Source organism: Pseudomonas sp. NPDC087803 (assembly GCF_044742995.1).
Classification (GTDB): domain Bacteria; phylum Pseudomonadota; class Gammaproteobacteria; order Pseudomonadales; family Pseudomonadaceae; genus Aquipseudomonas.
The window spans coordinates 104,447-128,830 of the sequence record NZ_JBIUVO010000005.1; the positions used below are offsets into that span (position 1 = coordinate 104,447).

At 62.9% G+C, this 24,384-nt stretch carries 15 protein-coding genes and 2 pseudogenes; 12 read left to right on the forward strand and 5 right to left on the reverse strand.

Features of this window, described 5'->3' with window-relative positions; genetic code table 11:
• Nucleotides 1–162: 162 nt before the first annotated feature.
• Nucleotides 163–939: pseudogene (locus ACIOUG_RS06600) on the forward strand (cache domain-containing protein); the annotation flags it as partial.
• A gap of 312 nt (nt 940–1,251) precedes the next feature.
• Nucleotides 1,252–1,845: pseudogene (locus ACIOUG_RS06605) on the forward strand (methyl-accepting chemotaxis protein); the annotation flags it as partial.
• A 137-nt stretch (nt 1,846–1,982) separates the two neighbouring features.
• On the opposite strand, the gene ACIOUG_RS06610 reads toward ACIOUG_RS06605, so the two are convergent.
• On the reverse strand, nt 1,983–2,918 hold the full coding sequence (locus ACIOUG_RS06610; RefSeq protein WP_401063581.1) for a LysR family transcriptional regulator: 936 nt from the start codon (nt 2,916–2,918) through the stop codon (nt 1,983–1,985).
• 113 nt (nt 2,919–3,031) lie between these two features.
• Between ACIOUG_RS06610 and ACIOUG_RS06615 the strand changes: the two genes are divergently transcribed.
• The 3 genes from ACIOUG_RS06615 (at nt 3,032) to ACIOUG_RS06625 (ending at nt 5,189) form a co-directional block, all read left to right on the forward strand.
• Nucleotides 3,032–3,517 carry a DMT family transporter gene (locus ACIOUG_RS06615; RefSeq protein ID WP_401063583.1) on the forward strand — a complete coding sequence of 162 codons (486 nt, stop codon included), beginning with the start codon at nt 3,032–3,034 and terminating at the stop codon, nt 3,515–3,517.
• 2 nt (nt 3,518–3,519) lie between these two features.
• The gene (locus tag ACIOUG_RS06620; RefSeq protein WP_401063585.1) at nt 3,520–3,975 is read left to right on the forward strand and encodes a DMT family transporter; all 456 of its coding nucleotides are present in this window, start codon (nt 3,520–3,522) and stop codon (nt 3,973–3,975) included.
• Between the two features lie 1,046 nt (nt 3,976–5,021).
• Entirely contained in the window at nt 5,022–5,189 is a 168-nt protein-coding gene (locus ACIOUG_RS06625; RefSeq protein WP_080963240.1) for a metallothionein, read from the forward strand.
• Between the two features lie 23 nt (nt 5,190–5,212).
• Here the strand turns inward: ACIOUG_RS06625 and ACIOUG_RS06630 are convergent, their stop codons facing one another.
• Together ACIOUG_RS06630 and ACIOUG_RS06635 are read right to left on the reverse strand one after the other, a co-directional pair.
• Nucleotides 5,213–5,485 (reverse strand): hypothetical protein, encoded by a 273-nt coding sequence (locus tag ACIOUG_RS06630; protein WP_003223526.1) that lies wholly within the window; start codon nt 5,483–5,485, stop codon nt 5,213–5,215.
• Between the two features lie 40 nt (nt 5,486–5,525).
• Nucleotides 5,526–5,753 carry a DUF6555 family protein gene (locus ACIOUG_RS06635; protein ID WP_401063587.1) on the reverse strand — a complete coding sequence of 76 codons (228 nt, stop codon included), beginning with the start codon at nt 5,751–5,753 and terminating at the stop codon, nt 5,526–5,528.
• Nucleotides 5,754–5,898: 145 nt separating this feature from the next.
• Here ACIOUG_RS06635 and ACIOUG_RS06640 point away from each other — a divergent pair, with 145 nt between their 5' ends.
• The 3 genes from ACIOUG_RS06640 (at nt 5,899) to ACIOUG_RS06650 (ending at nt 8,039) form a co-directional block, all read left to right on the forward strand.
• Nucleotides 5,899–6,666, forward strand: a complete 768-nt coding sequence (locus ACIOUG_RS06640) for an AraC family transcriptional regulator (protein WP_401063589.1) — start codon at nt 5,899–5,901, stop codon at nt 6,664–6,666.
• Nucleotides 6,667–6,879: 213 nt separating this feature from the next.
• Nucleotides 6,880–7,053 (forward strand): DUF1427 family protein, encoded by a 174-nt coding sequence (locus ACIOUG_RS06645; protein ID WP_007969534.1) that lies wholly within the window; start codon nt 6,880–6,882, stop codon nt 7,051–7,053.
• Between the two features lie 29 nt (nt 7,054–7,082).
• The gene (locus tag ACIOUG_RS06650) at nt 7,083–8,039 is read left to right on the forward strand and encodes a zinc-binding alcohol dehydrogenase family protein (RefSeq protein WP_401063592.1); all 957 of its coding nucleotides are present in this window, start codon (nt 7,083–7,085) and stop codon (nt 8,037–8,039) included.
• 127 nt (nt 8,040–8,166) lie between these two features.
• Here the strand turns inward: ACIOUG_RS06650 and ACIOUG_RS06655 are convergent, their stop codons facing one another.
• Both ACIOUG_RS06655 and ACIOUG_RS06660 read right to left on the reverse strand, forming a co-directional pair.
• Nucleotides 8,167–9,189: a purine-nucleoside phosphorylase gene (locus tag ACIOUG_RS06655; protein WP_401063595.1), complete on the reverse strand. Its 1,023-nt coding sequence runs from the start codon at nt 9,187–9,189 to the stop codon at nt 8,167–8,169.
• Between the two features lie 15 nt (nt 9,190–9,204).
• Entirely contained in the window at nt 9,205–10,164 is a 960-nt protein-coding gene (locus ACIOUG_RS06660) for a nucleoside-specific channel-forming protein Tsx (RefSeq protein ID WP_401063597.1), read from the reverse strand.
• A gap of 441 nt (nt 10,165–10,605) precedes the next feature.
• On the opposite strand from ACIOUG_RS06660, the gene ACIOUG_RS06665 reads away from it, so the two are divergent.
• The 4 genes from ACIOUG_RS06665 to ACIOUG_RS06680 all read left to right on the forward strand — a co-directional run.
• A complete protein-coding gene (locus ACIOUG_RS06665) occupies nt 10,606–21,129 on the forward strand; it encodes an autotransporter-associated beta strand repeat-containing protein (RefSeq protein WP_401063600.1) in 10,524 nt (3,507 codons plus the stop codon).
• Between the two features lie 156 nt (nt 21,130–21,285).
• Nucleotides 21,286–23,289, forward strand: coding sequence for a type VI secretion system tip protein VgrG (locus ACIOUG_RS06670; protein WP_401063601.1), 2,004 nt, complete (start codon nt 21,286–21,288; stop codon nt 23,287–23,289).
• Nucleotides 23,286–24,152, forward strand: coding sequence for a DUF4123 domain-containing protein (locus ACIOUG_RS06675; protein WP_401063604.1), 867 nt, complete (start codon nt 23,286–23,288; stop codon nt 24,150–24,152). The genes ACIOUG_RS06670 and ACIOUG_RS06675 overlap by 4 nt, the downstream gene beginning before the upstream one ends.
• A partial coding sequence (locus ACIOUG_RS06680) for a toxin VasX (protein ID WP_401063606.1) occupies nt 24,149–24,384 on the forward strand: 236 nt, incomplete at its 3' end. The genes ACIOUG_RS06675 and ACIOUG_RS06680, both read left to right, overlap by 4 nt.

Below are 24,384 nucleotides of genomic sequence, written 5' to 3' on the forward strand. Positions count from 1 at the left end.
CGAAAGCGGTGTATCAGAAACATAAATGTTGACTGACACGACGCCTTCGCGAGCAAGCCCGCTCCCACAGGGGAATGCGGTGAATCCCCCGCTCAACTTTTGCTTGCGCGTGCCGTTAACGCCTTTAACCACGCCAATAAAACCAAAAGAGTGAGCCCCCCAATGCGCTTGAGTCTCAAGGCCAAAGTCCTGTCCCTTGCCGTCCTGCCGGTGCTACTCTTTGCGCTGGTCATCAGCCTGACCACGCTGTTCATCCTCCAGCAACAGGCGCACACCGAAGTCGAACAGACTCGCGAGCGTCTGCTGGCCGACGCCAAAGCCACGCTGCAAAGTTACGTCGCCGTGGCGATGACCACGATCAAACCGCTGTACGACGCTGCCGCCCCCGGTGACAACGCGGCGCGGGTGCAGGCGATCAAGCTGTTGTCGGGCATCCGCTACGGCAAGGACGGCTACTTTTTCGGCTACGACTCCGAGACCGTGCGCCTGTTCAAGGCCAACGACCCCGAAGGCGTGGGCAAAAGCTTCAAGGACAACCGCGATCCGAATGGCGTCTACGTCAACCTCGGCCTGGTGAAAGTGGCGAAGGACGGCACCCACTATCTGCAATACAGCTCGCCGCTGCCGGGCAATGCCAACGTGCTGGTGCCGAAACTCGGCTACACCGAGTACCTGGCGAAATGGGACATGGCGGTTGGCACCTCGGTCAACCTCGACGGCATCGAAGCGCAAGTCGCGGTGGTGCAGGCGCAAGTACAGGAGCGCATGGAAGGGGTGATCCTCAGCATCGTCGGCGTGGCGCTGGTGGTGTTGCTGGTGATCGCCATCGCCGGGATGCTGCTGGCCAACACTATTCTGCGGCCGCTGAACCTGATGAAAGCCAACCTCGATGACATCGCGGCGGGCGAGGGCGATCTGACCCGCCGACTGAACATCACCAGCCAGGACGAACTCGGCGAACTGGCCGGCTCGTTCAACCGATTCGTCGACAAGATCCACGGTCTGGTGCGGCAGATCAGCGAGATGACCACGCAACTGACTGGCCTGGTGACCCAGGTGTCGGATCAGGCTCAGCGTTCCGATCAGGCGATGGAGCGTCAGCGCCACGAGACCGATCAGGTCGCCACGGCGATCAACCAGATGTCCGCCGCCGCCCAGGAGGTCGCCAAGAGCGCGCAGAACGCGGCAGTCGCCGCGCAGCAGACCGACGAAGAAGGCCAGAGCGCCAAACGCGTGGTGGCCGGCAGCATCAAACAGATTCATGCACTGGTGGATGACATTCGCAGCAGCGGCGTGTCGCTCGACAGCCTGCAGCAGGACGTGTCGTCGATTGTCGGCGTGCTCGGGGTGATCCGCTCGATTGCCGAGCAGACCAACCTCTTGGCACTGAACGCGGCGATTGAAGCGGCGCGCGCCGGGGAGGCCGGGCGCGGTTTTGCGGTGGTGGCGGACGAAGTGCGCGCGTTGGCCAGCCGCACGCAGATCAGCACCCAGGAAATTCAGGGCATGATCGATCGCCTGCAGGCTGGCACGCAGTCGGCGGTCGAGGCGATGCGCCGTTCCAGTGAAGCGGGGGATGGCACCTCGGCGCAGGCCAATCAGGCCGGGGCGTCGCTGGACGCCATGGCTGACCTGATCGCGACCATCAACTCGATGAACGCGCAGATCGCCAGCGCAGCCGAGGAACAGACGGCGGTGGCCGAAGAGATCAACCGCAGCGTGCATCAGATCGCGGTGGCGGTGGACAGCGTGGCGGACGAGACCCAATTGGGCGCGCAGACTTCGCGCAGCCTGGCCGAACTTGGCCAGCTATTGGGCAAACTCGTAGGCCAGTTCCGCATCTGACGTAATCGAGAGTTCGCTCAAAACCCTGTGGGAGCTGGCTTGCCAGCGATGGCGTCCTGTCAGTCGACATCAATGTCGGATGTGCTGGCGTCATCGCTGGCAAGCCAGCTCCCACAGGGATTGTGGTGCTTGATCTATTAAGGTCGGTCCCAGTAGGGCACTTCGCCGAAGCACTCGACGAAGAAATCAATCACCGTCCGCACCTTCACCGACAGCCGCCGGCTCCCCGGCCACAGCACCGCGATCTGCTGCGGCTCCAGGCTGTTCGACACCTGATATTCGCGCAACACCGGCACCAGCGTGCCTTCACGCACCGCTTCACCAATCAGCCACGACGGAAACATCACCAACCCGAGGCCTTGTTCGGCCGCTTGGGTGAGCGTGTCGGCGTGGTTGCCAGTGATCGGGCCTTTGACCGAGTAGGGCGTCCAGTCGCCCTGATCCCGCCGGAAGAACCAGCGTTGCTGACCGGTCGCACCTTTGTAGGCCAGACATTGATGTTGCGCCAGATCCTCCGGGTGCTGCGGGATGCCGTGGCGCTTGAGATACGCCGGGCTGGCCGCGACCTGAAAGCGGTGCGGCGCGAGAATCCGCGCCTGCATGCTCGAGTCGTGCATGGGACCGATGCGAAACAGCAGGTCGGCGCCTTCCTGCAACGGGTCGACGTAGTGGTCGGTCTGCTGGATGTCCAGTTGCAGCTGCGGATAGCGCGCGCACAACTGACCGAGCCATGGCGTCAGATGACGTTGGCCGAACACCACCGGTGCGTTGATCCGTACCAGCCCGGTGGGTTCGCTTTGCTGTTCCTGCAACGCCTGCTCGGCTTCTTCCAGTTGCACCAGCACCAGCCGCGCATGGTGGCCGAGCATGCGCCCGGCCTCGGTCGGCGTCACGGCGCGGGTGTGGCGGTAGAGCAATTGCTGGTTCAGCGCCTGCTCCATCAACTGGATCTGCCGCGAGATAGAAGAGGGCGCCACGCCTTCGCGCCGCGCGACTTCGGAAAAACTGCCGTGGTCGAGCACCGCCACAAACAGCCTGAGTGCCTTGAAGCCCAGTTCGTTAAACCCGTGCATGAATCATCCTGCTGTGCGAGTTGCGCAAAAGTGTTGTCTGAATGCTCCCATTTATCGCACAGCGGCGCCAGCCGATAATCCGCGCCATTGTTGACTTGTGTGGGTGTTGGATGATGCAGACGTTGGATGAAGTGAGTGTGGCGGCGCCGGCGAACCGGTCGTGGTTGCGCCTGTTGTTGCTGCCGCTGGTGATTCTGGCCGGCATGGGCCTGTCGGTGGAGGCCGGGTTGCTCGGGCCGTTGGGGGAGCAGGTCGGGCATCTGTGGGCGACCTTGAGCATCTTCGGCGTGGGTTCGGCGATTCTGTTTTTGCTGCTGTTGTTCGCAGGCCCGCAGAAAGGCCCGGCGCTGACTGACCTGCCGCGCTGGCAGTTGATCGGCGGATTTCTCGGGCCGATCTATGTGGTGGTGCTGACCCTGGCGACGCCGCATATCGGGATTGCGATGACGATGATCGCGATTTTGTCCGGGCAGGTCGGCAAGAGTGTGCTGATCGACCATTTCGGCTGGTTCGGCGCGACGCGCAAGAAGGTCAACGCCGAGCGGTGGCTGGCGTTGGGGTTGATTGTGGTGGCATTGGTTCTGATTGCGCGGGGTTGAAGATGAGTCTGGTTATTTTGTTGGCAGTGGTGGTGTTGGCGGGCGCGGTGTTGAGTGTGCAGGCGGCGATCAATGGACGCCTTGGTGAAAGCGTCGGGGTGTTGCGCAGCAGTTTGCTGACGTTTTTCTCCGGGGCGGTGATCACCGGGTTGTTGATTGTGTTTTTTGAGCCGGCGCATGCGGTGAGTCTGCTCGATGTGCCGAAGTGGCAGGTCTGCGGGGCGCTGTTTGGGGTGGTGTACATGATGGTGATGGTCGGTGCGGTGCCTGTTGTCGGGACTGCGGTGGCGACTGTTGCGGTGATTGTCGGTCAACTTGGGATGGGGATGTTGATCGACAATTTTGGCTGGTTGGGGAATCCGGCGATTGAGCTTTCGTCTTCTCGGGTGTTGGCGATGGTGTGTCTGGGGTTGGCTTTGGTTTTTATGTATCGGAGTAGTGTTCGTCGTTCTGATTGAGTTTTGGGGGTATATCCGTTGCTGCGGTAACGGCCACCTGGGGTTCCGCCCTTACGGCGGGTCACTTTTTCCAGACGCCGAAAAAGTAACCAAAAAGGCTTTACCCTGACGTTCGGCCCTCGCTTAGGCTCGGGTTCCTTCGCTCCGGGATTCATCCGGGGGGCAGCGCCTACGGTTTGCTTCGCTGCACCTCCTCTCGCTGTGTTTGGCTGCGCCAAACGGTCGCTGCGCTCCCACCCCCGGATAAACCCCTCCACTCAGCCTGCCGACGGGCCTTCAGATCAAAATCAAAAGCGGTACTCGAGCTAACGCTCATTGTGTTGAGTGGGGCGGCTTCGCCGCAGGGGCAGCACGCAATCTGAACTGTAGGAGCCAGCCTGCTGGCGATGGCGGCCTACGAGCCGACCGATCTCTAACTGAACCCCCCTAATCCCCCTGTGGGAGCGGGCTTGCTCGCGAAGGCGGCCTGCCATCCGACCAATCTCCAACTGAATACACCCAATCCCATATAGGAACTGCCGAAGGCTGTGATCTTTTGATCTGCTTTGGCTCTGGCTCTGGCTCTGGCTCTGGCTCTGGCTCTGGCTCTGGCTCTGGCTTTGGCTTTGGCTCTTGATGTGGCTTTTGATCTTCAGCCCCTTCGGCAGGCCGAGCGAAGGTGTCCATCCGGGGGTTAGGCGCGCAGCGCCATGCGGCGAAGCCGCATCCATCGAGAGGAGGTGCAGCGAAGCAAACCGGAGGCGATGCCCCCGGATGGACACCGTAGCGAGGGAACACTGAGCCTAAGCGAAGTGCCGTACGCCGGGGCAAAGCCTTTTGGGTTACCTTTTCGGCGTTTGGAAAAGGTGACTCGCTGTAAGAGCGAAACCGCCAGCGGCAGCACCCGAAGAAACGGATATTCACCCAATATCGCCAGCAGAAACGGATATTCACCCAATCAAAAAAAAAAACCAGATCAAAAGATCGCAGCCTTCGGCAGCTCCTACACTGGTATTTACGGCTTATCCCAAAAGCCCGGACAACCACCAAAAAAGGAGTCTGCCCCCATGCCCGATAGAAAATGCGACTGCCCCAACTGCAAATGCACCATCAAGGAAGGCGAACACGCCTACGCCGTGCACGGCAAACACTATTGCTGTGAAGCCTGCGCCCACCACCACAAGGGCGGTGAAGAGTGCTCAAGCAAAGGCTGCCATTGCGCCCACCCCAAATAACCGCGCGCAAAAAAAAGTGGAGCCTAATCAGGCTCCACTTGCAGTTTCAGGCTTTCATCATCCAGCCGTTCGGTACGGCGTACCGTGCCTTGCAATCGTCGACCGTCAACCCTGACCACCACGGTTTTCGCCTGGTCGAGGTCTTCCGGTAACGGCGCCGGCACGCGCAGGGCGAAGCTATACGGATCGTCTTCGACAGCCTCAAGACCCACCTGACAGTCCACGCTTTTGGTAATACGACCGAACAGAGTGTCCAGGCCATAATCCAGATGCGCCGGGCTGAAGATGCTGGTCATTGTGTACGCCCCCAAAGAGTCCCCATTGCCTGGCGAGAGTCTAGCTCGCCGGTCGCCATGTGACGTTTTCCACGCCGAATTTCTCCGCCATCGGTTTGCTGGTCTTTTGTACCTTTTCCCGGCCAAAGCGCGGGATGCGACCCACGCCGGCGTCGCAGCTCGCCCAGTGCCACGCCTCGGCGTTGTCCATTTTGTCCGAACGGATAATGAACGACTTGGGCGCGCCATGAAGGGTGTAGTCGATGACAAACAGTTTTGCGTTGTTCATAAAGCCCGTAATCCTCCCTGTGGTATTAGAAGGATCGCGGCGCGCCGGGAAAATTCACTCGGATTGTCCGACGGTATCTATCGTTGTCGACGTTGTGACCGACTGGTTACCATGGGTCTTCCGCCAACCCCAATGAATACTCGCCATGGCCCTCGCAGCGCCTCCCGATCTGAGTGATACCGATGTGCCGGTGCAGCCGCTGGCGCGCACCTATCCGCGTGGGTTGTTCATTGAGCCGCATGAGCATGTCTGGGGTCAGCTGCTGTATGCAATGAGCGGGGTGATGTGGGTCGAGACGCCGCATGAGGCGCTGGTGGTACCGCCGCAGCGCGCGGTGTGGTTGCCGCCCGGAGTGCCGCACGGGATTCGCGTGGTGTCGGACTTGCAGATGCGCAATATCTACCTGCGCCCGGTGCTGGCGGCGACGCTGGATCCGACGGTGCAGGTGATCGAGGTCGGAGGGCTGTTGCGTGAGTTGATCGTCGGGTTGGTGGAGCAGGGCGACGGCGGTGAGCCGGCGTATTACGACGCCTTGGTCGGGCTGGCCTTGCTGGAGCTCAAACGCGCCCGGCGCTCGCAACTGAAAATCCCGCTGCCGGACGATTCCGACCGGCGTCTGATGAACCTGTGCCAGGCAGTGATGGCCGCGCCGTCGCTGGACATTCCTTTCGAGCAGCACGCGGAAAACGCCGGGGCCAGCGTGCGCACGCTGGCGCGGCTGTTCAAGGACAGCCTCGGCATGGGCTTCGCCGAATGGCGGCGGCAGGTGCAACTGGCGACGGCGGTGGCCGAGTTGATTCAAGGTGTGCCAGTGAGTGCGATTGCTCGGGAGCTGGGGTATTCGCCGAGCAGTTTCAGCGACATGTTCCGGCGCGAGCTGGGGGTGGCGCCTTCGCAATTCCCCACTGCCTGAACCCGCCCCCTGTAGGAGTGAGCCTGCTCGCGATTGCGGTATGTCAATTAAAAATGGGTTATCTGACACACCGCTATCGCGAGCAGGCTCACTCCTACAGAGCTATGTGGTGACTTTCTGAGATTTGGCCGAAATTCAGAAGTCCTTGGCCGACGTCTCTGTCCATCCTTCCCTAGACTCTGCCCATTCCTTCAACGCGGCGGAGTTTCCTCCATGAACTACCTGATTTCGCTGGCCATCGGTCTGGGTGTCGGCCTGCTCTATGGCGCACTGGATTTCCGTTCCCCGGCGCCACCGGCCATCGCGCTGGTGGGGCTGCTCGGTATGCTCGCGGGGGAGCAGCTGTGGCCCATGGGCCGGCAACTGGTCGCCGGTTGGTTGTCCTGAATTCTCTTTTTCCTTTGGTGGATGTCCTCATGAAAGCACTGCAATTCGATCAAACCGGCGACCTGTCCTCCCTGCGTTTCGTCGACGTTCCGACCCCGCTGCCCGGCGCTGATGAAGTGCTGGTCGAGATCAAGGCCGCCGGTCTGAACCCCAGCGATGTGAAGAACGTGCTCGGGCGTTTTCCGTACACCACCTTGCCGCGAATTCCCGGGCGTGATTTCGCCGGCGTCGTGGTCGAAGGGCCGCAGGCGTTGATTGGTCAGGAGGTCTGGGGCACCGGGCGTGAGCTGGGCTTTTTCGCCGATGGCTCGCATGCACAATTCGTCAAACTGCCGGCCAACGGCGTCGCGCGCAAACCGTCGCACTTGAGCTTCGCCCAGGCGGCCAGCCTCGGTGTGCCTTACACCACCGCGTGGGATGCGCTGGAGCGCAGTCTGGTGACGGGTGAAACCCGTTTGCTGGTGATCGGCGGCGGCGCGGTGGCCACGGCAGCGTTGGCGCTGGCCAAGGTGCGCGGCGCGCAGATCCTCGCGGCTGCTCGGCGGCCGGAGCAGGTCAAGGAGTTGCAGGCGCAGGGCTTCCAGACGATTCAGCTGGATAAACCCGAAGACCTCGGCGCACAGGTCAACGCGGTGTACAGCGGCGGCGCTGACGTGATCTTCGATACCACCGGTTTCTGGCTGCCGGCCTCGGTGGCGGCACTGGCGGCGTTCGGGCGGATCGCGATCATCGCCGCGCCGGTCGACGGCCATGTGGAGTTGCCGGCGTTGGCGTTGTACCGCAAGGGCGGCTCGGTGGTCGGGATCAACTCGCTGCTGTACGGCGTGCAAGCCTGCGCGGCGATGCTCGAGCAGTTCGGACGGTTCTTCGATGAGGATCTGTTGCCATTGCCGCAAGGGCTGGTGGAGGTGCCGTTGGCGCAAGGGTTGCAGCGCTATGCAGAGGTGAATCAGGGCAGTGGCGACAAGATTATCCTTATTCCCTGATCTTACAGACACCGCATAACCTGTGGGAGCTGGCTTGCCAGCGATAGCGGTAGAACAGTCGATGGAGATGTTGACTGAACTAATGCCATCGCTGGCAAGCCAGCTCCCACAGGGTTCTTTGTTGGTTTCAGGATTGCGGGACGCCGTTTTCCCACGCCGACCAGTTTTTCAGGATGTCCTGCACCAGCGGATTGCCCGCGCGATAGAGGTTTTCCAGCGCGGGCACGAAGCCGCCCTGATCGGCGTATTTCAGCAGATTGTCCACCTCACTGCCGCCCGGCGCCGGGCGATCGAAGTCGGAACCGGCACGCACCACGGCCAGACGCTGCACATCCACCAAACCTTCACGACTGGCGCGTAACAAGGCCTCGTAGGTCGAGTTGTCTTCCTGTTGCGTCGTGCAGTATTCACCCTGGTTGTCGGTCAGCAGTTTGGTCCAGACCTCGGCGCGTTCGCTCAGGCGTGTACCGGAGAACCAGGTGTTGCCCGCCAGCGTGTCGCAGCGCGTGACCACCGGTGGCTGGTTGGCCGGGGCGGACGGGTATTTCAGGCGCCAGGCCGCCGATTCCTTGCTTTCGCTCAGCTCGACCTTGTGGCTCAGGGCGAAGGCTTTGGCCTGCAGGGTCGGGTTGAGTTCGAAGACTTCGGTCTTGTAGTCCAGCGGCGGTTTTTCGTTCGGGCCCTTGGTGTTGATGCCGAGGTAGCCGGTTGGCCAGTTCGCCGGCGCGTCGCGCGCATCCAGCTCCCATTGCGTACCGAATTCCACCAGGTAATGCGCCCACGCGGCGGTACCGATGGTTCCGTGTTTGGGGTTGATGCCGGCGATCCCGGCGATCAGGAACCAGCTTTTGCGCAGGTCGAATTTCGACGACAGCGCCAGGGCCAGGGTCGAAGCAGCGGCGTTGGTCTGGCCCATGCCGGTGGTCAGCAGGCACACCTGTTGGCTGTTGCAGCGGATAGTCGGGTACTCGGCGGACAGCCCCGGCACGCGGATTTCCTGTTTCAGGTCGAGGCGCTCGATCCAGTTCTGCGCCTCGGGGGCGAACATGGTGATCAGCACCACTTTCGGCTGGATCGGCGCTTCAGCCGCCCAAGTAGTGGAAGAGAGCAGGGCCGCGGCGGCCAGGGTCAGACGCGTCATTGCTTGCATGAAAATCTCCTTGATTCAGAACTGGTAGCCGATGCCGGCGTAGTAACCCCAACCGTTGGAGCGCGCGCGGAAATTGCCGTCGCCGAAGTTCAGCTCGCTGCCGTCCTCCCAGTTGCCGCCGTTGTGGAAATAACGACCGACCAGGGTGAAACGCAAGTGGGTGAACGAGTACAGCAACACGTTGGTCGCCACCGTGGCGTTGGCGGTGCGCGCCGGGTTGTCCTTGTGGATGTCCGAGCCGAAATCGAAGTTGGTGAAGCCGATGTAGGTCAGCGACGCGCCGTTGCTGAATTTGTCGATGGGCACGATGTACTTGAGCTGCGCGCGGTAGCCGTCCCACGAATATTCATTGCTCGCACCGTAGTTTTCCCACTGGTAGCGACCGTACAGGTTGGCCGACAGATTGACCCGCGAATGGGTGTCGATGTCGGTGCCGAAGCCGCTGTACAGGGTGTTGGCGCGGTTCTCCTTGCGGCTGCCGTGATCGTAGATCCAGTCGAACGCCACGTACCATTCCTTGAACGGGCCGATGGCCAGGCTGCGGCCGGCGAGGTAGTCGATGGAGATGCGCGGCTCATGCTCCATGAACACTGGCGAGCCGTGGTCCCACACGCCTTTGTCGTGGCTGTTGCCGATGTTGAAGATCTTCGGAATGTCGACGTAGCCGTACAGCTCGAACGGCCCCTTGCGCCCGAAGTACTCGTATTCCAGGTAGATATCGTCGGCCGGTTGCGGCCCGAAGCTGATGTCCTTGCTGCCGATCAGCGTCAGGTCCTGGTTGTACCAGTCCGACAGATAAGCGCCTTGTTTCGGCGGGGCGGCTTCCGGGCTGAGGGCTTCGCCCTGAGCAGATTCTTCGGGCAGCACCGGTTGCGCCAGTGCGGTGTGGCTGAGAACTCCGGTAACGCCGGTCAGTAGCAGGGAAACAGCAAACGTGCGCGCAAACGGGGCGCGGGGAAGGGAAGCAGCGTGCATTCAAAGTCCTTTTTTTGCGGATCGAGGCCCGGGTTCTGCGGGTCTGTACGGTTTTGTCACGAAAATGCCGTTATAGGCGGGTCGCAAACGATTGCACAAGGCGTACCAAGTCTCTCCAGATGACCCTGTAGGAGCTGCGGCACGCTGCGATCTTTTGATTTTGTTTTTAAGGATCAAGATCAAAAGATCGCAGCGTGCCGCAGCTCCTACAGGGGGACGTGGACTGGACAGAGTCCAGTGTTTACGGGCCGAAACCCGCGGTTTAGACGGACCTAGTATTAAAGTATTAACACCATTTAATCAGTGCCCCATCGCGGGGCGTCTACTAGCTTGTCAGCCATGACGCGGTTTTGTGATGACCGTCGCAGTCTTGATTCGCGTGTGGAATAAGCACTGCTACACGCCTTCAAGGAAGAATTTGGCCACGACAAGGAGTAGCCCGTGGAAGCAAGGTTTGGTGTCGCCCTCGTTTCGCGTTTTTCCCCTCTTTCCCTTGCTGTGCACTTGAGCGTTGCCGGACTGCTGTTCGGCGGCGTCAGCGCACCTGCACTGGCTACATGCTCCACGGCCGGTTCCACGGTGACCTGTACCGGGGTGCCGACACTGCCGCTGTTTCTCAACAATTTCGCCAGTGCCACCAACGGTCTGACGGTCAATGTCAACTCGGGGGCGGCAATGAATGCGACCCTCGGCGGCCACGTGATGGACCTGACCGGGGTCAACATCACGCTGAACAACTCCGGCACCATTGACCCTGCCTTTATCGGGCTTGTGTCGGTCTTGAGCGGCGGTGCGTTCATTGGCACCGGTGCGACCAGTACGGTCAGTGTGCTCAACAACGCCAGCGGGATCATTCGCGGCACTGGCATGCTGCTCGGGCTCAACCTGACCAGCATCGACGGCCTGGGCATCGCGGTGAACAACGCTGCAGCCGGCACCACCAGTATCACCAACAACGGCACCATCACCTCGACCGGACTGTCGGTCGGCGGCATCACCCTGGCGGATACTCCGGTGGTCGGCGTCTACGGCGGCTCGCAGGTCAACATGACCAACAGCAGCACCGGCACCATTACTGGCCGCGTCGCCTTCGAAACCTCGGCGGCGGGTAACACGTTCACCAACGCCGGCGCGATCACCGGTGGCGTGTCGATGGGCGCGGCCAGCACCAACACCTTCACCGCTGTGACCGGTTCTTCGGTTCAGGTCGGTGACGGCGTGCAGGTCAGCGTCGGCCTCGGCGGACTGATCGGCATCAACCTGACGTTTGCGCCGACCGGTACGGTCGACGGCGGCGCGGGCGGTACCAACAGCCTGATCCTGCAAAACCCGGCCGGCGTCGGCGGCGGCACCACCGGGGTCGGCACGGCGTCGAGCGCCACTTACGTCAACTTCAACAACCTGACCATCAACAGCGGCACCTGGACCTTGCAGGGGCCACTGGTCAGCGGCGCGACCACGCTCAATGGCGGTGTCGCCCAGTTCAACAACAACGCCACGTTCGGCAGCGGTGTCCTCACCTCCAACGGCGGGATCCTGCAGGCCAGCAATGCCGGTCTGAACATCAGCAACCTGATTGCGCTGGGCGCCGGTGGCGTGACCGTGCAAGGCACCAACGCGACCACGTTGAGCGGGGTGATCTCCGGCAGCGGTGGCCTGACCAAAGTCGGTGCCGGGCAATTGAACCTCAGCGCTGCCAACACCTACCTGGGCAATACCACGCTCAACGGCGGCACCGTGCAGGTGAGCAACAATCAGGCTTTCAGTACCGGCACCCTCAACGTCACCGGCGCGACCACCTTGAGCGCGCCCGGCACGATCAACCTGAACAACGCGATCAGCCTTGGCGGCACATTGACCGCTGGCGGCACCGGCGCACTGACGCTCGGCGGCCTGATCACCGGCAGCAGCGGCTTGACCAAGACCGGTAGCGGCAGCCTGACCCTCAGCGCGGCCAACAGCGGTTACACCGGCACCACCACCCTCAGCGCCGGCAGCTTGCTGGTGACCAACAACAACTCACTCGGCAGCGGCGCGCTGAACACCGCCGCCGGCACCAGTCTCGACAGTACCACCAACGTCACGCTGGCCAACAACATCGGCATGACCGGCGCGCTCAACGTGCTCGGCAGCAACGCCCTGACCCTGGGCGGCGTGTTGTCCGGCACTGGCGGCATAACCAAATCTGGCACCGCGAGCCTGACCCTGACCGGCAACAACACCAACAGCGGCAGTACGGCGCTTAACGCCGGTAGCCTGTTCGTTGGCAGCAACACCGCGCTGGGGACCGGTGCGCTGAGCGCGGCGGCCGGCACCACGCTGGATGCGACCACCGCGGTGACCCTGGCCAACGCCGTCGCGCTGGCGGGCGGAGTGACCATCGGCGGCACCCAGGCACTGGGCCTGAGCGGCGTCGTCAGCGGCACCGGCAACCTGATCAAGAATGGCACCGCGAACCTCAGCCTCAGCGGCAACAACACTTTCTCCGGCGGCACCGCGCTCAACGCCGGTACGCTGATTGTCGGCAGCAACACCGCGCTGGGCACGGGCGCATTGACCACGGCGGCAGGTACCACCCTCGACAGCAGCACGACTGTAGCGCTGACCAACGCGGTCAGCCTCGGCGGCAACCTGAACATCGGCGGCAGCGCCAACCTGACCCTGGGCGGCATCGTCAGCGGCAGTGGCGGGCTGACCAAAAACGGCGCAGCCAACCTGATTCTCAATGGCGCCAATACCTTCCTCGGTCCCATCGCGTTGAACGCCGGCACCCTCACGGCGGGCGCCAATGCGGCGCTCGGCAGCGGCGACATCACCGTCGGCGGCGTGGCGACGCTCGACAGCAATGCTGCGGTAACGCTGAACAACAACGTCATTCTCAACAACAGCCTGGCGATTGGCGGCAGCAACGCGCTGACCCTCGGTGGCGTGATCAGCGGTACCAGCCAACTGGTGAAAAACGGCACCGCCAATCTGGCCCTCAACGGCAGCAATACCTACAGCGGCGGCACCACCCTGAATGCCGGCAGCCTGACCGTTGGCAACGGCGCGGCACTGGGTAGCGGTGCCTTGTCGGTGGAAGGTGCAGGAACCCTTAACAGCAGCTCTGCCGTTACCTTGAACAACAACGTGATTCTCAACGCCAACCTCACCGCCGGCGGCGCCAACGCGCTGACCCTCGGCGGAGTGATCAGCGGCGTCAACGGATTGATCAAGACCGGTGCGTCGAGCCTGACCCTAAACGGCAACAACACCTACACTGGCACCACCGCGTTGACGGCAGGTTCGTTGATCGTCGGCTCCAATACCGCACTCGGCACTGGCGCGCTGAACGCGTCGAACGGCACCACGCTGGATGCCGGCACGGCGGCGACCCTGGCCAACAATGTCAACCTCGGCGGCACCCTGACCGTCGGCGGCACCAATGCGCTGACCCTAGGTGGGGTGGTCGCCGGCATCGGAGGCCTGGTCAAGAACGGCGCCGCCGACCTGACCCTCAACGGCGCCAACACCTATTTCGGCAACACCGCACTGAACGCCGGCAAGCTGATTGTCGGCAGTAACACTGCGCTGGGCTCGGGGACGCTGAACGCGGCGGCCAACACCACGCTGGACGCCAACACCGCCGTCAGCCTGAACAACGCGGTGGCGCTGGCCGGTGCGTTGAACATCGGCGGCACGGCAGATCTGACCCTGACCGGTCTGGTCAGCGGCGCCGGCGGCCTGGTGAAAAACGGCACGGCCAATCTGATTCTGAATGCGGCCAACAACTATGCCGGCGGCACCACGCTGAATGCCGGTACTGTGACCGTCGGCAACAGTTCGGCACTCGGCAGCGGCGCGCTGACCGTCGGCGGTGCAGCGACGCTGGACAGCAACTCGCCGCTGGTCAACCTGAGCAATGCCGTGGCGCTCAACGCCGGGCTGACAGTTGGCGGTACGCAGAACCTCGGCCTCGGTGGCGTGGTCAGCGGTAGCGGCCAATTGATCAAGAACGGCGCAGCGAATCTGACGCTCAACGGCAACAACACCTTCAGCGGCGGCACCACGCTCAACGCCGGCACCCTGACCCTGGGCAATGCCAACGGTCTGGGCAGTGGCGGCTTGATCGTCGGCGGCGCGGCGACTCTCGATAACAGCGCCTCGTTCGGCATTGGTAATGCGATCACGCTTAACGCCGGACTAACGGTGGCCGGCAATAACGACCTGGCCCTCAACGGCATCATCGACGGCGCCGGCAGCCTGACCAAAAACGGCCTGTCAGACCTGACTCTGGCCGGCAACAACACCTTTACCGGCGCAGTGAACATCGTCTCCGGCAGCGTCACTACCCTCAACGCCAATGCGCTGGGCAACACCTCCGGCGTCAACATCAGTGCCGGTGCCGGCCTTAATCTCGGTAGCGATGCCAGCCTCGGCGCGCTGACCGGCAGCGGCAGTGTGCAACTGACCGGCAGCAACACGTTGACCGTCGGTGGCGGCAACGTCACCAGCACCTTTGATGGTGATCTCAGTGGCAGCGGCGGCCTGACCAAAGTCGGCACCGGCACCCTGAACCTCACCGGGATCAACGGCATTACCGGCAACACCGCGGTCAATGGCGGTATCGTCAATCTCACGGGTTCGCTGGGCAGTGCGCAGGTCAACGTCAACACCGGTGGCACCCTGACCGGTACCGGCTCGGCGCTTGGCACGGTGAACATCAACAATGGCGGCCATCTGGCGCTGTCGTCGGGCAACACCCTGTCGGCGAGTAATCTGACCCTCGGTGCCGGCAGCAATGTTGATGTGGCGCTGGCGACACCGTCGACCACCTCGCTGATGAACATCGGCGGCAACCTGACCCTCAACGGCAATCTCAATGTCACCGATGCCGGTGGTTTCGGCGTCGGCGTGTATCGCCTGTTCAACTACACCGGCGCCTTGACCAACCTGGGTCTCGATGTCGCCAGCGTACCGGTCGGTTACGCCCTCGGCGATCTGCTGGTGCAGACCGGTGTGGCCAATCAGATCAACATTCAAGTGTCGGCCCCGAACAGCAACATCCGTTACTGGGATGGCAGCCAGACCATTGCCAACGGAGTGGTCGACGGCGGCACCGGCACGTGGAACGCGGTCGGCACCAACTGGACCGATGCCAACGGCCTGGTCAACCAACCTTGGGCCGGCGACTTCGCGGTGTTCCAGGGCACCGCCGGCACCGTGACCGTGAATGGCACGCAGCTGTTCACCGGCATGCAGTTCCTCACCGACGGCTACAACCTGGTGAACGGTGCGGCGGGGCAACTGACCGCCGTCAATGGCAGTGGTGGGACCACGGCGCTGCGGGTCGATCCGGGTGTGACCGCGACCATCGGCGCCAGCATCAACGGCAGTGGCATCCTCAATAAGCTCGACGCCGGTACCCTGGTGCTCAACGGCGCCAACACCTACAGCGGCGGTACGCAACTGGACGGCGGCAAGATCATCGTCGGCAGCAACACCGCGCTGGGCAGCGGCACGCTGACCGCCAACGCTGGCACACAACTCGATAGCAACACAGCGGTAACGCTGGCTAACGCGGCAACGCTTAACGGCAATCTGACCGTGGTCGGCAGCAATGCGCTGACTCTCAACGGCGTGATCGGTGGCACGGGTGGCCTGATCAAGAATGGCGCGGCCAACCTGACCCTCGGCGGCAACAACGCCTTCCTCGGGCCGGTGGCACTGAACGCGGGCGGTCTGATTCTGGCGTCGAACAGCGCGCTGGGCTCGGCCACCCTGAACGCGGCGAATGGCACCACACTGGATGCCAGCGGCGCCTTCACGGCGGGTAACGCGATCAACCTGGCGGGCAGCCTGGGTATCGTCGGCAGCAACGATCTGACACTGAGCGGCGCGATCAATGGCGCCGGCAGCCTGACCAAGAATGGCGCGGCCAACCTGATCCTGAGCGGGGCCAACAACTTCCTCGGCGGCGTCACCCTCAACGCCGGCACCCTGACTGCCGGCAGCAACGGCGCACTCGGTCTGGGCAACCTGACCGTGGCCGGTGCCTCGGCGCTGGACAGCAACACCTCGGTGTCGCTGGGCAACAACGTGGTGCTCAACGCCAATCTGACCAATACCGGCAGCAGCGACGTAGCGCTCAGCGGCGTGGTCAGCGGCACCGGCGGGCTGATCAAGAACGGCGCCTCGAACCTGACGCTCAACGGCATCAACACTTACACCGGTGGCACCACGCTGAATGCCGGTACGCTGACCCTTGGCACTGGCTCGGCACTGGGCAGCGGTGCTCTGACCGTTGCCGGTGCTTCGAGTCTCGACAGCAGCGCGCCGCTGGTGCTGGCCAACAACATCAACCTCAATGCCAACCTCGGGCTGAGCGGTAACAACAACCTGACCCTCGGCGGTGTGATCGCCGGGGCCGGCACCCTGACCAAGAACGGTCTGGCCGACCTCACATTGAGCGGCAATAACACTTTCAGCGGCACCTTCGATGTGCTGTCGGGCAGCCTGACCACCCTGAGCAATTCGGCATTGGGCAACAACGCCACGGTCAATCTCGCAGGCGGCGCGGCGCTGAACCTCGGCGCTTCGGGCAGCCTTGCCAGCCTGACCGGCAGCGGGACCGCACTGATCGGCACCGGCAACACCCTGAGCCTCGGTGGCAACAACGTCAGCAGCACCTTCGCCGGCATTCTCAGCGGCGACGGCGGGCTGACCAAACTCGGTAGCGGCACCCTGACCCTCAGCGGCATCAGCGACCTGACCGGCGATACCAACGTCAACGCCGGCACCCTGCAAGTCAACGGCTCGCTTGCCAGCGGCAACGTGCTGGTCAACAGCGGCGGCACCCTCGGCGGCAGCGGCACTTTGACCGGTGCGGTGACGGTGGCCGATGGCGGGCATCTGGCGGGTGTTACCGGCAGCACGCTGGCGGTAGATTCGCTGGTGTTCAACGGCAATTCCAACTTCGATGTCGGCCTGGGCACGCCGGTCTCCGGTGGCGGCAACGCACTGGTGAATGTCGGCGGCAACCTGACCCTCGACGGCACCTTGAATGTCAGCGATATCGGCGGCTTCGGTAGCGGCGTGTATCGCCTGATCAACTACACCGGCGGCCTGACCGACAACGGCATGCTGATCGGCACCGTGCCGGGCAGCGTCACCCCGGGCGATCTGACCCTGCAGACCGCGCTGGCCAACCAGATCAACCTGCTGGTCACTGCACCGGGCGTCACTGTGCAGTTCTGGGACGGCAACCAACTGATCGCCAACGGCTCGGTCGATGGCGGCAGCGGCACCTGGGGTACCGGCACCACCAACTGGACCGACGTCAACGGCATCACCAATCAGGCCTGGACCAACAACTTCGCGGTGTTCCAGGGCGCGGCGGGCACAGTCACCGTGAACGGTGCGCAAACCATCACCGGCATGCAGTTCGTCACCGATGGCTACAGCCTGCAGAACGGCACCGCGGGTTCGCTGAATCTGGTCAATGGTTCGCTGGGCAACGCCTCGGTGCGGGTCGACCCGAACGCCACCGCGACCGTCGGCGTTGCGCTGAACGGCAGCGCCACCCTCGGCAAATACGACACCGGTACGCTGGTGCTCAATGCGGCCAACGGCTACACCGGCGGCACCGCGCTCAACGGCGGCAAGATCATCGTCGGCAACAACGCCGCGCTCGGCACCGGCGTGTTGACCGCTGCGGACGGCACTGCGCTGGACAGCAACGCCGCGGTCAGCCTGGCCAACAACGTGGTGCTCAACGGTGGCCTGACCGTCGCCGGCTCCAACGCCTTGACCCTCGGCGGTGTGGTCAGCGGCAGCGGCAGTCTGCTCAAGAGCGGCGCGTCGAGCCTGACCCTCAACGGCAGCAACACCTACAGCGGCGGCACGCAGCTCGCCGGCGGCACCCTGGTGCTGGGCAACAACAGCGCGATCAGCAGCGGTGCATTGAGCGTGACCGGCAACGCCAGCCTCGACAGCACTTCGGCGCTGCAACTGGCCAACGCGATCAATCTGGGCTCGCAACTGACCCTGGCCGGTACGCAGAACACCACGCTGCTCGGCGCCGTCACAGGTACTGGCAGTCTGGTGAAAAACGGCAGCGGCGATCTCGTACTGAGTGGCGCCAATACCTACAGCGGCGGGACCACGCTCAACGGTGGCACGACCACTGGCGACACCAGCAGCCTGCAAGGCGCGATCGTCAACAACGCGGCGCTGACCTTCGCGCAGAACGCCGACGGCAGCTATACCGGTAACCTCACCGGCGCCGGTACGCTGAACAAAACCGGCACCGGCCAATTGCTCCTGACCGGCAACAACACCTTCACCGGCAACACCGCGGTGCAGGCCGGCAGTCTGCTCGTCAACGGCGTACTCAACAGCGCCAACGTCAACGTCGCCAGTGGCGCGAAAATCGGCGGCAGCGGGCAACTGGCAGGCAACGTGCAACTGGCCAGCGGTGCGACGCTGACCGGTGGCGGCACGGCCACGCCGTTGTCAGTGGGTTCGCTGGCACTGTCCTCGGGCACCAACCTGGACTTCAGCCTCGGATCGGCCGCCAGTTCCACCACGGTGGTCAACGTCGCCGGCAACCTGACCCTCGACGGTACGCTGAATGTCAGCAACGCCGGCGGCTTCGGCACCGGGGTCTATCAGCTGTTCCGCTACGGCGGCAGCCTGACCGACAACGGTCTGGTCTATGGCAGCCTGCCGGTGTCGGCGGCCAACCTGACCCTGCAAACCGCGATCGCCAATCAGATCAACCTGCTGGTGCAGGGCACACCGGGTGAAGTGCAGTTCTGGAACGGCGGCACCACTAATCCTGACGGCAGTATCGGTGGCGGCAGTGGCGTGTGGGGCCCGGGCACCAACTGGACCGATCCGAGCGGCACTCAGGCACTCGCTTCCAATGGTCAGTTCGCGGTGTTCGGCGGTCAGGCCGGTACCGTCACGGTGCAAGGCAATCAGAACTTCACCGGCCTGCAATTTCTTACCGGTGGTTACAGTCTGGTGCCGGGCGCTGGCGGTACGCTGACGCCGGTCAACGGTGCGGACGGTACGCTTGCACCGGTGCGGGTGAATGCCGGTGCGAGCGCCGAAATCGATGTGCCGCTGATCGGCACTGGCGGGATCGAAAAACTTGATTCCGGCACGTTGGTGCTGACCGGTGCCAACACCTACAGCGGTGGTACCACCGTCAGTGGCGGTACGTTGATCGGTAACACCACCAGCCTGCAAGGCAACATCAACGACAACGCCACGCTGGTGTTCCAGCAGAACGCCAATGGCCAGTTCAACGGTGTCCTCAGCGGACTCGGGGCGATGGCCAAACGCGGCGCCGGCACGCTGTTGCTGACGGGCAATCAGCCGTTCAGCGGCACCGTCTCGGTCGATCAAGGCGTGCTGCAAGTCGGCAGCCGTGCGGCCCGGGCTTCGCTGGGTGCGCAAGTCACCGTCGCCAACGGCGCCGGCCTGAGCGGTAATGGCAGCGTCGGTTCGGTGGTCAACCACGGTGTGGTGGCTTCCGGTGGTGCTGACGGTACCTTGAGCGTGGCCGGCAACCTGACCAACAGCAGTGATGGTGTGCTGGCGCTGACGGTCAGTTCGCCAACCGCCACACCGCTGGCGGTAGGTGGCACGGCAGCGCTGGGTGGTGGTCTGGTGGTCAACAGCCTGGCGCCGTTTACCGGCAACACCAGTTACTCGCTGATCACCGCAGGCGGTGGTGTCAACGGCACCTTCAGCAGTGCCGATCTGCCGCAGTACGCGTTCCTCGACAGCTCGCTGGTCTACGGTGCCGATTCGGTGACTCTGGCCGTGAGCCGCAACGGCAACTCGTTTGCCGATGTCGCTGTCACGGGCAACCAGCGCGGCGCCGCCACGGCGCTGTCCAGGAACGGTGCGGCCGGCGCAGCGTTGCAGAACCAGATCGTCAACCTCAGCGTGGCCGGTGCGCGCAATGCGTTCGACAGCCTCTCCGGGGAAATCCACGCCAGCACCGCCAGCGCCATGCTGGAGGACTCGCGCTTCATCCGTGAGGCGGTGAATGACCGTATGCGTCAGCCATCGTGCAGCGCGGCGGATGATCCACGCAGAACCCTGGCCCCGAGCGACACGCAACTGAGTAGCAACGGTTGCCATGGGGAAATGGTCGGCTGGATCCGGGCCATTGGTGCCTGGGGCGACATGGGCGGCGACAGCAACACGGCGAAGGTTGATCGCAACCTCGGCGGTTTCATGCTCGGCACCGACAAGGCGCTGGATGACACCTGGCGTGCCGGGATGGCGGCCGGCTACACCCGCAGCAACCTCAACGCGCATGATCGCAACTCGGACGCCAAGGTCGACAGCTACCACCTGGCCGGTTACCTGAACTCGCAATTCGATGCACTGGCGGTGCGCCTCGGCGCGGCTTACAGCTGGCACAGCATCGAGACCAAACGCGATGTCAGCGTCGGCAGCTACAACGATCGTCTGAAGGCCGATTACGACGCACGCAGTGCGCAGGTGTTCGGTGAAGTGGGTTACGCGATCAACGCAGCAGGTGTTGCCATCGAACCGTTCGCCGGGCTGGCCTACGTCAACTACGACAGCGACACCGGCAAGGAGAAAGGTGGCGTGGGGCGCCTGAAGGCCGACGCCGATCAGGACATCACTTACTCGACCCTCGGTGTGCGCATCGGCAAGTTGGTGACCCTGGCCAACGGTAGCCAACTGACGCCACGCGCGGCCATCGGCTGGCGGCATGCCTACGGCGACACCAAACCTGACGCCGACCTGACCTTCATCGACGGTGGCGCCTCGTTCAGTACCCAGGGTGTGCCGATTGCCAAGGACAGCGCATTGCTCGAAGCCGGCATCGACTTCCAGGTCACCCCGACCGGCAAGCTGGGCATCGGCTACTCGGGCCAGGTCTCGAGCGACAACAACGACAGTGCATTCAACATCAGCTTCAGTCAAAGCTTCTGATCATGGTCGAAGTACTTTAGCCGCCCGAAAGGGCGGTTTTTTTTTGCAGTGCAAAAGATCCCGGATGCGTCCTACACAAATAAGCGACTTTCCCGACTGCGGCTATCTGGAGATCCACGCAAAGTCCCGTGCTTAAAAAGACACAGGGAAATGTGCATGCTGACCGTCGGCAAACCTATTGTTTTCAGACTTGATATCGAAGGTGTCTCCAGCGATCTTCAGGTACTCGAATTCCGAGCCAGGGAGGCGCTCAACCAAACCTATGAGGTCGAACTCGAACTGGTCAGTGAACGCCGTGACCTGGATCTCGAGTCTCTTCTGCATCGCCCAGCCTTTGTGTCTTTCTGCGCAGACGGTTCGGGCCTTCATGGACAGGTTTATCGAATTGCCCAGGGCGACTCCGGCGCACGTCTGACGCGCTACCAGATCCTTTTGGTGCCGCATCTGGCCTATCTCGCTCATCGTCACAATCAGCGCATCTTTCAGCATCAGAGCGTGCCGCAAATCATCGCGCGAGTGTTGAGTGATCACGGCATGCAGGCCGATGCCTGGCGCTTTGTGCTCAATGCCGAGTACCCGGCGCGCCTGTATTGCGTGCAATACAACGAGAGCGATCTGCATTTCATCCAGCGGTTGTGCGAGGAGGAGGGACTGCATTTTCATTTTCAGCACAGCCCCGATCGACACCTGTTGGTGTTCGGCGATGACCAGACCGTGTTCCCCAGACCCGACGCGCCGACCGCTTATGCGCAGGGCAGTGGCATGGTTGCCGAGGCGTCGGTGATCGAGCGTTTCACCGTGCGCCTGGAGACCCGTCCCACCCAGGTCAGCCGCCGTGATTACCATTTTGAAAACCCCACGGTGCAACTCGATGCCGCTGCCAGGGAAGCGCGGCTTCCTGTACTCGAGGATTACGGCTTTCCCGGGCAGTTCACCCACCGTGATCGTGGCAGGCACCTGAGCCAGAGAAGCCTCGAGCGGCATCGCGCCGATTACCGTCAGGGGAAAGGTCGCAGCGACCAAAGCCTGATGCGCAGTGGCAGCTTCGTAGACATGGGCGGACATCCGCGCGCCGACCTCAATGGTTTGTGGCTGCTGACGAGCGTCGAGCACACTGGCAAGCAGCCGCAAGTGCTGGAAGATTTGGCCACCGGCACTGATTCCGGTGACGGTTTCAGCCAAGGTTATCGTAATGACTTCGTCGCGACACCTTGGGACGTCATCTTCCGCCCTGCGCTTGCACATCCCAAACCCCGAATGACCGGCAACCAGCATGCCGTGGTCACCGGGCCTCCCGGCGAGGAGATTTACTGCGACGCCTATGGCCGGGTAAAGGTCCAGTTGCTGTGGGACAGGGAAGGGCTGCGCAATGAACAATCCAGCTGCTGGCTGCGGGTAACCAGTGGCTGGGCTCATGATCAATATGGCAGCGTGCAGATCCCGCGTGTCGGCATGGAAGTGTTGGTCGGTTTCACTGACGGCGATCCCGACAAGCCGTTTGTCCTCGGTTGTCTGGCCAACGCCGCGACGCCCGTGCCGCTGAATTTGCCCGCAGAGCAAACGCGCACGGTGCTTCGCAGCCAGAGCACCTCCGGTGGAGGCGGCTACAACGAGCTGCGTATCGAGGACAGGAAAGGCGCCGAAGAAATCGCCATCCGCGCCCAGCGTGACTTTGTCCAGTTGGTACGCAATGACCAGCGGGTGCAGGTCGACAATCAGCGCACGGTAGTGATCGGTGGTCTGGCCAGCCACGACCTGCGCAGTGATGAACATCATCTGACCCATGGCAACCGTCTGACCGAGCTCAAGCAGGACGATCACCTGTGGGTTCAGGGCGACCGGCACGTTCGGGTAGCCAGCCAAAGGCTTAGCGCAGCGCAGCAAATCCACCTCGGCGCGGGCCAGCAAGTGGTGATCGATGGTGGTACGCATGTGACGATCACGGCCGGCGGGCATTGGTTGACGCTGGGGCCGGAAGGCATTTGCAGCAGCGTGCCGATTGTTCAGGGCGGTGCGCCTGCGCTGGGGATGGCGGCAGAGCCTTTGGTGCCAGGGGCGTTGCCATTGTTGAAGGTGGCGTTCGATCCGGTGCAGCAGCGCCATGCATTCGTTTCCGCACGCGGCTCGCGTTGCCTGGCCTGCGAGGCCGCCCACGCATGAGCTTGTCGAGCGCTTTTCCCGAAGGTCTGCCGTGGACCGAGCAACAGGCCTTTCTGTTGCTGGACGGTGCGACGATCCCCGACTTGCCGGCGCGGCTGAAACAGCACAGTTCGGCGCCCGGCACCGTTGCCCTCTACGACCAGCCACCCTTTTCAGCGTTGCGCGACATATCGCCTCTGTTGGTCGCGATTGCGCACGCGGACGATGCGCTGGCCCGGTTCCATCTGCAACATGCGCAGGCGGAGTGGGGCGTGCTGCTGTTCAGCGCCGCGCCTATGCACAGCGTTGCCGAGCACCTGCGCAAACTGCTGGTCGTCGAGTTACCCGCCGGGCAATCGGCATTTTTGCGCATCGCCGATGCGGCGGTGGCGCACGCGTTGTTTGCCCATGCCGATCAGCGATTGTTCGGACCTTTGACCTGTGTAGTGACGGCGGACTGCGTCAATGATGTTTGGCACGGTCATCGACCTCGGCTGGCCGAGTGTCCGGCGCTTGCCGTGCCGTATCGCCTTGATCCGGAGCTGAACGCGGCATTGGATCAGGTTGACCGGCGTCGCAGGTTGCTGGAGCTGGATGCGCATCTGTTGAAGCACTTCCGTGAATACCATGTCGGGGAAACGCTGGGCCAGCGCTGGCCATTGCTGGATCTTATGGAAACCCAAGCCAGTGCCCTCGGCCTGAGCAGTCAATCCGAGTTGTTCAACTACGCCAACCTGCTTGCGCTGCTTGACAGCCACGACATCGCCCAACACCCGCCAATCCACCACGTGCTCCACACGCCCTCCCTGCAACCACCGGGCGAGCGTGTCACGCTGGCCGTTGATATGGCGCAGCGGTGGGTCAGTCAGAGGGAACGCCCATGACCCATCCCGCCATCCTCGACGCCGCCGCAGCCTCCAAGAAACCCTTCGGCTCCCTCGACAGCTGCCCGCTACGGCAAACCCACGTGCAGTTGCTGCCGTTGAGCTACGGTCTGGTGGAAAGGGCGTTCGATCCGAGCACGGAATTGAAGTTGCCGTACGCCCTGACAGCCCGCCCGCTGGGCATTCGCCGCTTGCGCGACGGCTGGCTGTACATCATCGACAGCCTCAGCGG

Coding starts and splice junctions, on each gene's coding strand:
- ACIOUG_RS06610 (WP_401063581.1), bottom strand. CDS start 2,918: ATGCACGGGTTTAACGAACTGGGCTTCAAGGCACTCAGGCTGTTTGTG.
- ACIOUG_RS06615 (WP_401063583.1), top strand. CDS start 3,032: ATGCAGACGTTGGATGAAGTGAGTGTGGCGGCGCCGGCGAACCGGTCG.
- ACIOUG_RS06620 (WP_401063585.1), top strand. CDS start 3,520: ATGAGTCTGGTTATTTTGTTGGCAGTGGTGGTGTTGGCGGGCGCGGTG.
- ACIOUG_RS06625 (WP_080963240.1), top strand. CDS start 5,022: ATGCCCGATAGAAAATGCGACTGCCCCAACTGCAAATGCACCATCAAG.
- ACIOUG_RS06630 (WP_003223526.1), bottom strand. CDS start 5,485: ATGACCAGCATCTTCAGCCCGGCGCATCTGGATTATGGCCTGGACACT.
- ACIOUG_RS06635 (WP_401063587.1), bottom strand. CDS start 5,753: ATGAACAACGCAAAACTGTTTGTCATCGACTACACCCTTCATGGCGCG.
- ACIOUG_RS06640 (WP_401063589.1), top strand. CDS start 5,899: ATGGCCCTCGCAGCGCCTCCCGATCTGAGTGATACCGATGTGCCGGTG.
- ACIOUG_RS06645 (WP_007969534.1), top strand. CDS start 6,880: ATGAACTACCTGATTTCGCTGGCCATCGGTCTGGGTGTCGGCCTGCTC.
- ACIOUG_RS06650 (WP_401063592.1), top strand. CDS start 7,083: ATGAAAGCACTGCAATTCGATCAAACCGGCGACCTGTCCTCCCTGCGT.
- ACIOUG_RS06655 (WP_401063595.1), bottom strand. CDS start 9,189: ATGCAAGCAATGACGCGTCTGACCCTGGCCGCCGCGGCCCTGCTCTCT.
- ACIOUG_RS06660 (WP_401063597.1), bottom strand. CDS start 10,164: ATGCACGCTGCTTCCCTTCCCCGCGCCCCGTTTGCGCGCACGTTTGCT.
- ACIOUG_RS06670 (WP_401063601.1), top strand. CDS start 21,286: ATGCTGACCGTCGGCAAACCTATTGTTTTCAGACTTGATATCGAAGGT.
- ACIOUG_RS06675 (WP_401063604.1), top strand. CDS start 23,286: ATGAGCTTGTCGAGCGCTTTTCCCGAAGGTCTGCCGTGGACCGAGCAA.